Origin of the sequence: Streptomyces sp. NRRL F-6676 (assembly GCF_000725625.1) — a bacterium.
Classification (GTDB): Bacteria; Actinomycetota; Actinomycetes; order Streptomycetales; family Streptomycetaceae; genus Streptomyces.
Genome location: NZ_JOHS01000016.1, coordinates 51,887 through 65,035, shown reverse-complemented (window position 1 = coordinate 65,035; position 13,149 = coordinate 51,887). Strand labels below are relative to the sequence as shown.

12 protein-coding genes are annotated in these 13,149 nt (G+C 71.2%); all 12 read left to right on the top strand.

The window, feature by feature from the left end:
* Positions 1–150 precede the first annotated feature (150 nt).
* Positions 151–1,671 carry a UDP-N-acetylmuramoyl-L-alanyl-D-glutamate--2,6-diaminopimelate ligase gene (locus IO29_RS13300; RefSeq protein WP_030380326.1) on the top strand — a complete coding sequence of 507 codons (1,521 nt, stop codon included), beginning with the start codon at positions 151–153 and terminating at the stop codon, positions 1,669–1,671.
* Between the two features lie 4 nt (positions 1,672–1,675).
* Positions 1,676–3,091: a UDP-N-acetylmuramoyl-tripeptide--D-alanyl-D-alanine ligase gene (locus IO29_RS13295; protein WP_030380325.1), complete on the top strand. Its 1,416-nt coding sequence runs from the start codon at positions 1,676–1,678 to the stop codon at positions 3,089–3,091.
* Entirely contained in the window at positions 3,091–4,182 is a 1,092-nt protein-coding gene (mraY, locus tag IO29_RS13290) for a phospho-N-acetylmuramoyl-pentapeptide-transferase (RefSeq protein ID WP_030380324.1), read from the top strand. Before IO29_RS13295 ends, mraY begins: the two co-directional genes overlap by 1 nt.
* Positions 4,164–5,648 carry a UDP-N-acetylmuramoyl-L-alanine--D-glutamate ligase gene (murD, locus tag IO29_RS13285; protein WP_051707571.1) on the top strand — a complete coding sequence of 495 codons (1,485 nt, stop codon included), beginning with the start codon at positions 4,164–4,166 and terminating at the stop codon, positions 5,646–5,648. Before mraY ends, murD begins: the two co-directional genes overlap by 19 nt.
* A 125-nt stretch (positions 5,649–5,773) precedes the next feature.
* A complete protein-coding gene (gene ftsW, locus IO29_RS13280) occupies positions 5,774–7,120 on the top strand; it encodes a putative lipid II flippase FtsW (protein WP_030380322.1) in 1,347 nt (448 codons plus the stop codon).
* A 6-nt stretch (positions 7,121–7,126) separates the two neighbouring features.
* The gene (gene murG / locus IO29_RS13275; RefSeq protein WP_030380321.1) at positions 7,127–8,215 is read left to right on the top strand and encodes an undecaprenyldiphospho-muramoylpentapeptide beta-N-acetylglucosaminyltransferase; all 1,089 of its coding nucleotides are present in this window, start codon (positions 7,127–7,129) and stop codon (positions 8,213–8,215) included.
* A gap of 25 nt (positions 8,216–8,240) precedes the next feature.
* On the top strand, positions 8,241–9,071 hold the full coding sequence (locus IO29_RS13270; protein ID WP_030380320.1) for a cell division protein FtsQ/DivIB: 831 nt from the start codon (positions 8,241–8,243) through the stop codon (positions 9,069–9,071).
* Positions 9,072–9,358: 287 nt separating this feature from the next.
* Positions 9,359–10,552, top strand: a complete 1,194-nt coding sequence (gene ftsZ / locus IO29_RS13265; RefSeq protein ID WP_030380319.1) for a cell division protein FtsZ — start codon at positions 9,359–9,361, stop codon at positions 10,550–10,552.
* Positions 10,549–11,289 carry a peptidoglycan editing factor PgeF gene (gene pgeF, locus IO29_RS13260; RefSeq protein ID WP_030380318.1) on the top strand — a complete coding sequence of 247 codons (741 nt, stop codon included), beginning with the start codon at positions 10,549–10,551 and terminating at the stop codon, positions 11,287–11,289. Before ftsZ ends, pgeF begins: the two co-directional genes overlap by 4 nt.
* A 6-nt stretch (positions 11,290–11,295) precedes the next feature.
* Positions 11,296–12,015 carry a YggS family pyridoxal phosphate-dependent enzyme gene (locus IO29_RS13255; RefSeq protein ID WP_030380317.1) on the top strand — a complete coding sequence of 240 codons (720 nt, stop codon included), beginning with the start codon at positions 11,296–11,298 and terminating at the stop codon, positions 12,013–12,015.
* Between the two features lie 130 nt (positions 12,016–12,145).
* Positions 12,146–12,778, top strand: coding sequence for a cell division protein SepF (locus tag IO29_RS13250; RefSeq protein ID WP_030380316.1), 633 nt, complete (start codon positions 12,146–12,148; stop codon positions 12,776–12,778).
* Between the two features lie 62 nt (positions 12,779–12,840).
* Positions 12,841–13,131, top strand: a complete 291-nt coding sequence (locus IO29_RS13245) for a YggT family protein (RefSeq protein ID WP_006143575.1) — start codon at positions 12,841–12,843, stop codon at positions 13,129–13,131.
* The last annotated feature ends 18 nt before the right edge of the window (positions 13,132–13,149 follow it).

Here is a 13,149-nt window from a genome sequence, read left to right as displayed (position 1 = left end):
ATCAGGAACGTGCCCGTGACGACGATCACTCCCGGCTCCGGGAACCAAGGACCGCCCAGCCCTCCGCTTCGCCCCGCGCCCGGGGAGCCCGGTACGCTCACCGCCGTGCCACACGCCGATCAGTCCCAAACCACCCAGAAGGGCGCATCCGTGACCTATCCCGGGCCGCCCCGACCGGAGCGCCTCGCCGCCACACCCCTCGCGGAACTGGCCGGTCAGCTGGGTGCCGCCGCCCCCGGGGCCACCGCCGACGTCACGGGCATCACCCACGACTCGCGCGCCGTCCGCCCCGGTGACCTGTACGCCGCCCTGCCCGGCGCCCGTCTGCACGGCGCCGACTTCGTCACCCAGGCGGCCGGCCTGGGCGCCGCCGCCGTGCTGACCGACCCGAGCGGTGCCGAACGCGCCGCCGCCACCGGGCTGCCGGTCCTCGTCGTGGAGGACCCGCGCGCGCGGATGGGCGAGCTGGCCGCCACGATCTACGGCCGGCCCGGCCGCGACCTGCTCCAGATCGGCATCACCGGCACCTCCGGCAAGACCACCACCGCCTACCTGGTCGAGGGCGGGCTGCGCACCGCGAAGTCCACCGGGCTGATCGGCACGGTCGAGATGCGCATCGGCGACGAGCGCATCAAGTCCGAGCGCACCACCCCCGAAGCCACCGACCTCCAGGCCCTGTTCGCGGTCATGCGCGAGCGCGGCGTCGAGGCGGTCGCCATGGAGGTCTCCAGTCACGCCCTGGTGCTGGGCCGGGTCGACGGCTGCGTCTTCGACATCGCCGTCTTCACCAACCTCAGCCCGGAGCACATGGAGTTCCACTCCGGGATGGAGGACTACTTCCAGGCCAAGGCGCAGCTGTTCACCCCGGCCCGCAGCCGGCTCGGCGTGGTCAACACCGACGACGAGTACGGCCGCCGGCTCGCCGAGCAGGCCACGGTGCCGGTCGTGACGTACTCCGCCGAGGGCCATCCGGACGCCGACTGGCGGGCCGAGGACGTCCGGGTCGGCCCGCTGGACTCGACGTTCACCGTGTGCGGCCCGGACGGCGTCCGCCTCACCGCCCGTTCGCCGCTGGCCGGCCCGTTCAACGTGGCCAACACCCTCGCCGCGATCGTCGCGCTGGCCGCCGCCGGGCTCGACCCGCAGACGGCCGCCGACGGCGTCGCCGCCGTGCCCGGCGTCCCCGGCCGGCTGGAGCGCGTCGACGCCGGACAGCCCTACCTCGCCGTCGTCGACTACGCGCACAAGACGGACGCCGTCGAGTCGGTCCTCAAGGCGCTGCGCAAGGTCACCAAGGGCCGGGTGCACATCGTCCTCGGCTGCGGCGGCGACCGGGACACGACCAAACGCGGCCCGATGGGCGCGGCGGCGGCGCGGCTCGCCGACACCGCCGTCCTCACCTCCGACAACCCCCGCTCCGAGGACCCCCTCGCCATCCTCGCCGCCATGCTCCAGGGCGCCGCCTCGGTGCCCGCGCACGAACGGGGCGAGGTGCAGGTCTTCGAGGACCGGGCCGCCGCGATCGCCGCCGCCGTCGCCCGGGCCCGGCCCGGCGACACCGTGCTGGTGGCCGGCAAGGGCCACGAGCAGGGCCAGGACATCGCCGGGGTGGTACGTCCCTTCGACGACCGCCAGGTGCTCCGCGAAGCTATCCAGCAGACCCAGGGATGAACTTGTGATCGCCCTCTCCCTCGCCGAGATCGCAGAAGCTGTCGGCGGGCAGACGCACGACATACCGGATCCGTCGGTCATGGTCACCGGACCCGTCGTCCGGGACTCCCGCGAGGCGGTGCCCGGCAGCCTGTTCGCCGCCTTCGTCGGCGAGCGCGTGGACGGCCACGACTACGCGCGGGCCGTCGTCGAGGCCGGTGCGGTGGCCGTACTGGGCTCCCGGCCCGTCGGCGTGCCCGCCATCGTCGTGGACGACGTGCCGCGGGCGCTGGGCGCCCTCGCCCGGCACGTGGTGGAACGGCTCGGCGCCACCCTCGTCGCGCTCACCGGCTCGGCCGGCAAGACCAGCACCAAGGACCTCATCGCCCAGGTGCTGCGCACCAAGGCGCCCACGGTGTTCACGCCCGGCTCGCTCAACAACGAGATCGGGCTGCCGCTCACCGCGCTCAGCGCCACCGCCGAGACCCGGTTCCTCGTCCTGGAGATGGGCGCCCGCGGCATCGGCCACATCCGGTACCTCACCGAGCTGACCCCGCCGCGGATCGGCCTCGTCCTGAACGTCGGCTCCGCCCACATCGGCGAGTTCGGCGGGCGCGAGCAGATCGCACAGGCGAAGGGCGAACTCGTCGAGAGCCTCCCGCCGGCCGAGGAGGGCGGCGTCGCCGTCCTCAACGCCGACGACCCCTACGTGAAGGCCATGGCCTCCCGCACGAAGGCACGGGTACTGCTGTTCGGGGAGAGCGACGAAGCGGACGTACGCGCCGAGAACGTGACGCTCACGGCCACCGGACAGCCCTCGTTCAGCCTTCACACACCCTCCGGGTGCAGCGATGTGACGATGCGCCTGTACGGTGAGCACCACGTGTCGAACGCGCTCGCCGCGGCCGCCGTCGCCCATGAGCTGGGCATGTCCGCGAAAGAGATCGCCACCGCGCTCTCGGAGGCGGGCTCCCTCTCCCGCTGGCGCATGGAGGTCACCGAGCGCCCTGACGGCGTGACCATCGTCAACGACGCCTACAACGCGAACCCCGAGTCCATGAAGGCCGCGCTGCGCGCGCTGGCGGCCATGGGACGGGGGCGGCGGACCTGGGCGGTGCTCGGCAGGATGGCCGAGCTCGGGGACGAGGCGCTCGCCGAGCACGACGCGGTCGGGCGGCTGGCCGTCCGGCTCAACGTCAGCAAGCTCGTCGCGGTCGGGGGCAGGGAAGCGTCCTGGCTGCAACTGGGCGCATATAACGAGGGTTCGTGGGGTGAGGAGTCGGTGCACGTGTCCGACGCACAGGCGGCGGTCGACCTGTTGCGCAGCGAGTTGCGCCCGGGAGACGTCGTACTCGTGAAGGCGTCCCGGTCGGTCGGGCTCGAGAGCGTGGCCCAGGCGCTGCTCGAGAACGGTGCCGAGGGTGAGGTCGCAGCCCGATGATGAAGCAGATCCTGTTCGCGGGAGTCATTGGTCTGTTCCTGACCCTGGTCGGCACCCCGCTGCTGATCAAGCTGCTGGCCCGCAGGGGCTACGGCCAGTACATCCGCGACGACGGCCCGCGCGAGCACGCCAGCAAGCGCGGTACGCCGACGATGGGCGGCATCGCCTTCATCCTCGCCACGATCGTCGCGTACTTCCTGGCCAAGGTGATCACGGCCTATCTGGACCCGGACGCCGACGCCTCACCGACCTTCTCCGGCCTGCTGGTGCTCGGCCTGATGGCGGGGATGGGAGTGGTCGGGTTCCTGGACGACTACATCAAGATCGTCAAGCGGCGTTCGCTGGGCCTGCGGGCCAAGGCCAAGATGGCCGGACAGCTCATCGTCGGCATCGCCTTCGCGGTGCTCGCCCTGCAATTCCCCAATGTGCAGGGGCAGACGCCGGCCTCCACCAAGATCTCCTTCGTGCAGGACTTCGGCTGGAGCATCGGCCCCGTCCTGTTCGTCGTGTGGGCCCTGTTCATGATCCTCGCGATGTCCAACGGCGTGAACCTGACGGACGGTCTGGACGGCCTGGCCACCGGCGCCTCGGTCATGGTGTTCGGCGCCTACACCTTCGTCGGCGTCTGGCAGTTCCAGGAGTCGTGCGCCAACGCCGCGACCCTGATGAACCCGCAGGCCTGCTACGAGGTGCGCGACCCGCTCGACCTCGCCGTCATCGCCTCCGCGCTGATGGGCGCCTGCCTCGGCTTCCTGTGGTGGAACACCTCGCCCGCCAAGATCTTCATGGGCGACACCGGCTCGCTGGCGCTCGGCGGCGCGCTCGCCGGCCTCGCGATCTGCTCCCGCACCGAACTGCTGATCGCCCTGCTCGGCGGTCTGTTCGTGCTCATCACCATGTCGGTCGTCATCCAGGTCGGCTCCTTCCGCACCACCGGACGGCGCGTCTTCCGGATGGCGCCGTTGCAGCACCACTTCGAACTCAAGGGGTGGTCCGAAGTCCTTGTCGTGGTCCGCTTCTGGATCATCCAGGGCATCTGCGTGGTCGTCGGACTCGGCCTCTTCTACGCGGGATGGGCGGCCGCCAAGTGACCTCCGGCGGGATCCAGGGGGCCGCCGCGGCCCACGAGTTCGCGGGGCTGCGCATCACCGTCGCCGGCCTCGGCGTGAGCGGCGTCAGCGCCGCCCGCGCCCTGGCCGGCCTCGGCGCCGAGGTCACCGTCGTGGACGGCGGCGACTCGGCGGCACAGCGCGAGAAGGCCGAGGCCCTCGCGGCGGACGGCATCACCGTCCGCCTCGGCGACGCCGAGACGCTGCCCGAGGGCACCGGACTCGTCGTCACCTCGCCCGGCTGGAAGCCCACCTCGCCGCTGTTCGCGGCGGCCGCCGCGGCCGGTGTCGACGTCGTCGGCGACGTCGAGATCGCCTGGCGGCTGCGGGGGCGGAACGGCGCGAGCGCGGCCCCCTGGCTCGCCGTCACCGGTACCAACGGCAAGACCACCACCACGCAGATGCTCGCCTCGATCCTGCGGGCCGCGGGGCTGCGCACCGCCGCCGTCGGCAACATCGGCACCCCGATCGTCGACGTCGTCCTGGCCGGCACGGACGAGACCGGCGAGCCGTACGACGTGCTCGCCGTGGAACTCTCCAGCTACCAGCTGCACTGGGCGCCCTCGCTGCGCGTGCACAGCGCCGCCGTCCTCAACCTCGCCCCCGACCACCTCGACTGGCACGGCTCCATGGAGGCCTACGCCGCCGACAAGGGGCGTATTTACGAAGGCAACCAGGTGGCGTGCGTCTACAACGTCGCCGACAAGGCCACCGAGGACCTGGTGCGCGAGGCCGACGTCGAGGAGGGCTGCCGCGCCGTCGGCTTCACCCTCTCCGCCCCGGGCCCCTCCCAACTCGGCGTGGTGGACGGCCTCCTGGTCGACCGCGCCTTCGTCGAGAACCGGCAGAGCAACGCGCAGGAGCTCGCCGAGGTCTCCGACGTGCGGCCCCCGGCTCCGCACAACATCGCCAACGCCCTTGCCGCGGCGGCCCTCGCGCGCGCCTACGGGGTGCCCGCCGGCGCCGTACGGGACGGGCTGCGCGCGTTCACCCCGGACGCGCACCGCATCGCGCACGTCGCCGATGTGGACGGGGTGGCCTACGTGGACGACTCCAAGGCCACCAACACCCATGCCGCACAGGCCTCGTTGGCGGCGTACGAGTCGATCGTGTGGATCGCGGGCGGGCTCGCCAAGGGCGCGACCTTCGGCGAACTGGTCGCCGGGGCGGCCGGCCGGCTGCGCGGTGCCGTGCTGATCGGCGCCGACCGCGCGCTGATCCGCGAGGCGCTGGCGCGACACGCCCCCGAAGTACCCGTGGTCGACCTCGACCGGACAGACACTGGGGCGATGCGCGCGGCGGTCCTCGAGGCGCGCGAACTCGCGCGGCCGGGCGACACGGTACTGCTGGCGCCGGCCTGCGCGTCCATGGACATGTTCACCAACTACAACAAGCGCGGGGACGCGTTCGCGGAGGCCGTCCGCGAACTCGGTTCCGCGGACGGCTGATCCGGGCCTGCCGTTGCCGGCGGTGCCGGGATGGGAGGACGCGTGGATGCGATGTGGTCCGAGCCCCGGGGCACTCGCCCCGGGCCGCACCCGGAGGCGACGACACGTCCTGGCGGGTGCCGCTGATGCCCGGTAGCCGCACCGCACCCCGCCCGCCCGGCGGGAGACCCCCGGCCTCCGCCGTCCGGCCCCCCGGCAACTCGGCCCTGCACCGTCTGCACGCGCGGGCGCGCAAGGCGTGGGACCGGCCGCTCACCGCCTACTACCTGATCCTCGGCAGCAGTCTGCTGATCACCGGGCTCGGTCTGGTGATGGTCTACTCGGCCTCCCAGATCACCGCGTTGCAGATGTCGCTGTCGGGTTCGTACTTCTTCCGCAAGCAGTTCCTGGCCGCCGCGATCGGCACGGGGCTGCTGCTCGCCGCCTCCCGGATGCCGGTGCGGCTGCACCGCGCGCTGGCCTACCCGATCCTGGCGGGCTCGGTCTTCCTGATGATGCTCGTGCAGGTGCCGGGGATAGGGGTCGCGGTCAACGGCAACCAGAACTGGATCTCGCTCGGCGGCTCCTTCCAGATCCAGCCCAGCGAGTTCGGCAAGCTGGCGCTGGTGCTGTGGGGCGCCGACCTGCTCGCCCGCAAACAGGACAAACGGCTGCTGACCCAGTGGAAGCACATGCTGGTGCCGCTGGTCCCCGCCGCCGGGCTGCTGCTCGGACTGATCATGCTCGGCGGCGACATGGGCACCGCGATCATCCTCACCGCGATCCTGTTCGGGCTGCTCTGGCTGGCCGGGGCGCCGACCCGGATGTTCGCCGGCGTGCTCGGCATCGCCGCGCTCATCGGCACCGTCCTGATCAGGACCAGCCCCAACCGCATGGCCCGGCTCGGCTGCCTGGGCGCCACCGACCCCGGCCCCGACGACTCCTGCTGGCAGGCGGTGCACGGCATCTACGCGCTCGCCTCCGGCGGACTGTTCGGTTCCGGGCTCGGCGCGAGCGTGGAGAAATGGGGGCAACTGCCCGAAGCCCACACCGACTTCATCTTCGCCATCACCGGTGAGGAACTGGGCCTGGCGGGCACACTGTCGGTGCTCGCCCTGTTCGCGGCTCTAGGCTATGCGGGTATCCGCGTGGCCGGACGCACGGAGGACCCCTTCGTGAGGTATGCCGCGGGAGGCGTGACCACCTGGATCACCGCGCAGGCGGTGATCAACGTCGGTGCGGTGCTCGGTCTGCTGCCGATCGCCGGTGTCCCGCTCCCGCTGTTCTCCTACGGAGGGTCCGCCCTGCTGCCGACCATGTTCGCCATCGGGTTGCTGATCGCCTTCGCGCGCGACGACCCCGCTGCGCGGGCGGCGCTCGCCATGCGGCAACCTCGCTTTGGTAGAAAGCGGGCTGGAGGCCCTCGGGCCGCCAGGAGATGGAACACGATGCGACGGCGCGCCCCGCGGGCGCGTTCGTCCGGAGAGCGGTGAATTTCGGTGCATGTCGTCCTCGCCGGTGGAGGGACCGCCGGCCACATCGAGCCCGCGCTCGCCCTCGCGGACGCCCTGCGCAGGCAGGACCCGACCGTGGGGATCACGGCCCTGGGCACGGAGCGCGGACTCGAGACACGTCTCGTTCCCGAACGTGGCTACGAACTCGCGCTGATCCCCGCCGTCCCCCTGCCGCGCCGGCCCACCCCCGAGCTGATCACGGTCCCGGGCCGGCTGCGCGGCACGATCAAGGCGGCCGAGCAGGTGCTGGAGCGCACCAAGGCCGACGCCGTGGCCGGGTTCGGCGGTTACGTGGCGCTGCCCGCCTATCTGGCCGCCAAGCGGCTCGGCGTGCCCATCGTGATCCACGAGGCCAACGCCCGCCCGGGGCTGGCCAACAAGATCGGCTCGCGGTACGCGGCCCAGGTCGCCGTCTCCACCCCGGACAACAAGCTGCGCGGCGCCCGGTACATCGGCATCCCGCTGCGCCGCACCATCGCCACCCTGGACCGGGCCGCCATGCGCCCCGAGGCCCGGGCCGCGTTCGGGCTCGACCCCAATCTGCCGACGCTGCTGGTCTCCGGCGGTTCGCAGGGCGCCCGGCGGCTCAACGAGGTCGTCCAGCAGGTCGCCCCCTGGCTCCAGCAGGCCGGCATCCAGATCCTGCACGCCGTCGGCCCGAAGAACGAACTGCCGCAGGTGCAGCAGATGCCGGGGATGCCCCCCTATATCCCGGTAAGTTACCTGGACCGGATGGACCTCGCGTACGCCGCGGCCGACATGATGCTCTGCCGCGCGGGCGCGATGACCGTCGCCGAACTCTCCGCCGTCGGGCTCCCGGCCGCCTACGTCCCGCTGCCCATCGGCAACGGCGAACAGCGGCTGAACGCCCAGCCGTTGGTCAAGGCCGGCGGCGGACTGCTGGTCGACGACGCGGAACTGACCCCCGACTGGGTCCGGGACAACGTCCTGCCCGTGCTCGCCAACCCGCACCGGCTGTACGAGATGTCGCGCGCGGCCGGTGAGTTCGGCCGCCGGGACGCCGACGAACTGCTCGTCGGCATGGTGTACGAGGCGATCGCCTCGCGCCGTTAGCACCGTATGACGAAAGGGCAGGAGCGTGGCCGGACCCACCACCGCCGAACGCGGCGAACGGCAGCAGCCGAAGAAGTCCGGCCCGCCCCGGCCGCCCCTGCGGCGGCTGCCCCGCCGCCGCACCCTCGTCCTGCTCGCCGTGGCCGCGGTGGTCCTCGGCACCGGCCTCGGCTGGCTGCTCTACGGCTCCCCGTGGCTGCGCGCCGAGCACGTCTCCGTCTCCGGCACCCGGGTGCTCACCCCGGAGCAGGTGCGCACGACGGCCCGGGTGCCGCTCGGCGACGCGCTGCTGTCCGTCGACACGGACGGGATCGAGGCGCGGCTGCGCGAGGAGCTGCCCCGTATCGACACCGTCGACGTCTCCCGCTCCTGGCCGCACGGAATCACGCTGAACGTCACGGAGCGTGTCCCGGTCCTCGTGATCGAGAAAACCGGCGCAACGGAAAAGTCGGGTGACAATCAAAAAGATAATAAAGCGCGAAAATATGTCGAAGTGGACAAAAAGGGCGTGCGCTTCGCCACCGTCTCCCGCATTCCCGACGGCACCCCGCTGCTGGAATTGACCGTGGCCCGCGGTGCCTCCGCCCGCCGCTTCCCCGCCGAGCGGCTGACGCGCGCGGCGGTGGACGTCGCCCGCGACCTCCCGGCCGCGGTGGCCCGCACCACCCGTACCGTCACGGTCCGCTCCTACGACTCCATCACGCTGGAGTTGAGCGGCGGCCGCAGCGTGCTGTGGGGCAGCGCCGAGCAGGGGCGCGCGAAGGCGCGTACCCTCACCGCGCTCATGAAAGCGGCACCGCGCGCACGCCACTTCGACGTGAGCGTGCCCACCGCCCCGGCGTCAGCGGGGAGTTGACGCACATCCGCGCAGGCCAGCACCCTGGTTGGGCAGCGCTACGGCTGATCACATAGGGTGAAAAGAAAAACGGGAGGTTCGGCGTGTTCGTTGAACGCGCGCCACTTGTCGACTTAGTGTCCTGTTCAGAAGACTTCAAGGAACAGACACACTGGTAACCCTAAACTTCAGCGTTAGGGTTCGGGTCGGCGTTCGGACCGTCCCATTCGGCATCAGTCGTCGGATCGCGGGGCCGGCAGTGCTCCGGTGATGCGGCGACACGTAACTCGAGGCGAGAGGCCTTCGACGTGGCAGCACCGCAGAACTACCTCGCAGTCATCAAAGTCATCGGTGTCGGCGGCGGTGGTGTCAATGCCATCAACCGGATGATCGAGGTCGGTCTCAAGGGCGTCGAGTTCATCGCCATCAACACCGACGCACAGGCGCTGTTGATGAGCGACGCCGACGTCAAGCTCGATGTCGGCCGCGAACTCACCCGCGGACTCGGCGCCGGAGCCAACCCGGCCGTCGGCCGCAAGGCCGCGGAGGACCACCGCGAGGAGATCGAGGAGGTCCTCAAGGGGGCCGACATGGTCTTCGTGACAGCCGGTGAAGGCGGCGGCACCGGCACCGGCGGGGCACCCGTCGTGGCCAACATCGCCCGCTCGCTCGGCGCCCTCACCATCGGCGTGGTCACGCGCCCGTTCACCTTCGAGGGACGGCGCCGCGCCAACCAGGCGGAGGACGGCATCGCCGAGCTCCGCGAAGAGGTCGACACCCTCATCGTCATCCCCAACGACCGCCTGCTGTCCATCTCGGACCGCCAGGTCTCGGTCCTGGACGCCTTCAAGTCGGCCGACCAGGTCCTGCTCTCCGGTGTCCAGGGCATCACCGACCTCATCACCACCCCCGGCCTGATCAACCTCGACTTCGCCGACGTCAAGTCCGTCATGTCGGAGGCCGGTTCGGCGCTCATGGGCATCGGCTCGGCCCGCGGCGACGACCGCGCGGTGGCGGCGGCCGAGATGGCGATCTCCTCGCCGCTGCTCGAGGCCTCCATCGACGGCGCCCGGGGCGTGCTGCTCTCCATCTCCGGCGGCTCCGACCTCGGCCTGTTCGAGATCAACGAGGCCGCCCAACTGGTCAGCGAGGCCGCGCACCCCGAGGCCAACATCATCTTCGGCGCCGTCATCGACGACGCGCTCGGCGACGAGGTGCGGGTCACCGTCATCGCCGCCGGGTTCGACGGCGGTCAGCCGCCGTCCAAGCGGGACACCGTCCTCGGCTCGGCCTCGGCCAAGCGCGAGGAGCCCGCCCCGGTACGGCAGGCGGAGAGCCGCCCGTCCTTCGGCTCGCTCGGCAGCGTCACCCCCAAGGAGGCCGCGCCCGAGCCCGCCCCGGAGCCGGTCAACGACCTCCCGGCCGGCCCGCCGGTCCCGCCGTCGCGGACGTACTCGGACAGCGCCGCCGAGGAACTGGACGTTCCGGACTTCCTCAAGTGATAGGCCCCTTCGACGCTCCCGACCCGAGTGGCGCGCACTTCGCCTTCACCGACCGGTGGGGCGGGGTGAGCGCCGCTCCGTACGAGGAGCTCAACCTCGGCGGCGCGGTCGGCGACGACGGCGACGCCGTCCGCACCAACCGTGAACTCGCCGCGAAGTCCCTGGGGATCGCCCCCGGCGCCGTCGTGTGGATGAACCAGGTGCACGGCGCCGACGTGGCCGTCGTCGACGGACCCTGGGAGAGCGGCCCCGCCGGACTTCCCGCCGTCGACGCCCTGGTCACCACCCGCCGCGGCCTCGCCCTCGCCGTCCTCACCGCCGACTGCGTGCCCGTCCTGCTCGCCGACCCCGTCGCCGGGGTCGCCGCCGCCGCGCACGCCGGACGGCCCGGCATGGTCGCCGGTGTCGTTCCCGCCGCCGTGCGCGCCATGACCGCGCTCGGCGCAGACCCGGCCCGGATCACCGCCCGCACCGGCCCCGCCGTCTGCGGCCGCTGCTACGAAGTGCCCGAGGCCATGCGCGCCGAGGTCGCCGCCGTCGAGCCGGCGGCGCACGCCGAGACGAGTTGGGGTACGCCGGCGCTCGACGTGGCCGCCGGAGTGCACGCCCAGCTCGAACGCCTTGGCGTGCACGACCGGGTGCGCTCCCCGGTGTGCACCCGGGAGTCGCAGGACCACTTCTCCTACCGCCGCGACCGCACCACCGGGCGGCTCGCCGGCTATGTCTGGCTGGACTGAAGGAACATGACCGACCGCAGGGCACAACTCGCCGCGAACCTGGCACAGGTGGAGGACCGCATCACCGCCGCGTGCGCGGCCGCGGGGCGCGGGCGGGAGGAGGTGACCCTGATCGTGGTCACCAAGACCTACCCCGCGAGCGACGTGCGCCTCCTCGCCGAACTCGGTGTGCGGCACGTCGCGGAGAACCGGGACCAGGACGCGGCACCCAAGGCCGCCGCCTGTTCGGATCTGCCGCTCACCTGGCACTTCGTGGGCCAGTTGCAGACCAACAAGGTGCGTTCCGTGCTCGGTTATGCCGCACTCGTGCAGTCCGTCGACCGCGCCCGGCTCGTCACGGCGCTCTCCAGAGAGGCGGACCGGACCGGCCGCGAGGTCGGCTGTCTGCTCCAGGTCGCGCTGGACGCGGGGGAGAGCGGACGGGGCGAGCGCGGCGGCATCGGACCCGACGGCATCGGGGAGTTGGCCTCCCTGGTGGCCGGGGCCCCCGGACTGCGGCTGGACGGACTGATGACCGTCGCGCCGCTCACCGGGGAGTACGCGGGACGTCAACAGGCGGCGTTCGAGCGGTTGATGGATTTGTCGACCGTACTGCGCCGGACTCATCCTGCTGCGAACATGGTTTCCGCGGGGATGAGTACGGACCTCGAACAGGCCGTGGCGGCCGGAGCGACACATGTACGCGTCGGCACTGCGGTACTCGGAGTCCGCCCCGGGCTCGGGTAACGTCGCCAGGAAGTCGGACCACAGCAGAAAATATGGTCATTACCGCTGGTAGGCGGGCGTAACGACCTCGTGGATCGCGGGCACTTGGCAAGTCGTCAGTGGATCCACCACAGAGCGGAGGACTCGGAGCATGGCCGGCGCGATGCGCAAGATGGCGGTCTACCTCGGCCTCGTGGAGGACGATGGGTACGACGGCAGGGGGTTCGACCCCGACGACGACTTCGAACCGGAGCTCGACCCGGAGCCCGAACGGGAGCGTCGCCGGCACGAGCCGTCACACCAGTCACTTCAGCCGCAAAGGGACGAACCGGCACGATCGGTACAGCCGCCCGCGCCACGCGACCCACTGCCCCACGCCGCTTCGCTTCCCGCGGAATCCGGACGTCCGGCACGCATCGCGCCCGTGGCATCCATCACACAAGAACGCGCCAGCCTGGAGAAGAACGCACCGGTGATCATGCCCAAGGTCGTGTCGGAACGAGAGCCGTACCGGATCACGACTCTTCACCCCCGGACCTACAACGAGGCCCGTACCATCGGGGAACACTTCCGTGAGGGCACCCCGGTGATCATGAATCTGACTGAGATGGATGACACAGACGCGAAGCGACTTGTCGACTTTGCGGCCGGTCTGGTGTTTGGTCTTCACGGCAGCATCGAGCGGGTGACGCAGAAGGTCTTCCTGTTGTCTCCTGCTAACGTCGATGTCACGGCGGAGGACAAGGCCCGCATCGCAGAGGGCGGGTTCTTCAACCAGAGCTGAGAAGCAGTGCCCGGCAGGACGAGGAATGACGCACAGGAACAGGGGAGAGGGACGCACGGATCATGGGCGTGGTGGTGCAGGTCGTCTACGTCGTGTTGATGTGCTTCCTCGTGGTGCTCATCTTCCGGTTGGTCATGGACTATGTCTTCCAGTTCGCCCGCTCATGGCAACCCGGCAGGGCGATGGTGGTCGTTCTCGAGGCGACCTACACTGTCACCGATCCACCGCTGAAGCTTCTGCGGCGGTTCATCCCGCCGCTGCGTCTCGGGGGCGTGGCGCTCGACCTGTCCTTCTTCGTACTGATGATCATCGTCTACATCCTGATCTCCCTCGTGGGTAGTGCACTGGGATGAGCGTGGACGACATGGGCC

Bases quoted from the DNA above. Each gene is read 5' to 3' on its own strand.
- mraY (WP_030380324.1), top strand. From the start codon at position 3,091: ATGAAGCAGATCCTGTTCGCGGGAGTCATTGGTCTGTTCCTGACCCTG.
- murD (WP_051707571.1), top strand. From the start codon at position 4,164: ATGGGCGGCCGCCAAGTGACCTCCGGCGGGATCCAGGGGGCCGCCGCG.
- ftsW (WP_030380322.1), top strand. From the start codon at position 5,774: ATGCCCGGTAGCCGCACCGCACCCCGCCCGCCCGGCGGGAGACCCCCG.
- IO29_RS13255 (WP_030380317.1), top strand. From the start codon at position 11,296: ATGACCGACCGCAGGGCACAACTCGCCGCGAACCTGGCACAGGTGGAG.
- IO29_RS13250 (WP_030380316.1), top strand. From the start codon at position 12,146: ATGGCCGGCGCGATGCGCAAGATGGCGGTCTACCTCGGCCTCGTGGAG.
- IO29_RS13245 (WP_006143575.1), top strand. From the start codon at position 12,841: ATGGGCGTGGTGGTGCAGGTCGTCTACGTCGTGTTGATGTGCTTCCTC.